The organism is Legionella sheltonii (genome assembly GCF_026191355.1).
Lineage (GTDB): Bacteria > Pseudomonadota > Gammaproteobacteria > Legionellales > Legionellaceae > Legionella > Legionella sheltonii.
Map to the genome: position 1 here is coordinate 1 of NZ_JAPHOQ010000057.1, position 467 is coordinate 467.

A 467-nucleotide genomic window follows, 5' to 3' on the forward strand; every position below is an offset into this window, starting at 1 on the left:
AAAGTTACCGCCAAAAAATAAATTTTAAATCCTTTCCCTTGAAAGAAATTTCACCTTAATGGTACTTCTTCTTTTATATTTTTAACGGAGCATTCATCATTTCTTCGACAAATGGTCGATGCTGAATGGCAACGAGATTATTATAAAACTCAGAGGTTTCACTCTGGCGTCGATTAAACCAGGTATGTCCTTGATGGGCATTTGAAATGGCTGCTTGCTCAATAATCAATTCTAAGGTTTCAATTGCAGAAGTAATCTCATGATTTTTATATTTTTTATATAAATCAAGAATAGCGGCAGCACCTTTAGGTATTTTAATTTTATTTCCATTATCTAGAGTACGTTCCTCACCACCCAAAAATCCAAGTTTACCATCAAGCTTTATGATATCTGCCAAAATTTCCTCAAGAGTACTCTCTGCTTTTCGCTCATTAATATTATTTTTACTATTTATTGGATTCCCTAAC

Annotated in this window: 1 pseudogene; it reads right to left on the reverse strand. The window is 33.0% G+C overall.

Annotation, left to right across the window (positions count from 1 at the left end):
* Positions 1-73: 73 nt before the first annotated feature.
* Positions 74-467, reverse strand: a pseudogene (locus OQJ26_RS19350) (hypothetical protein); the annotation flags it as partial.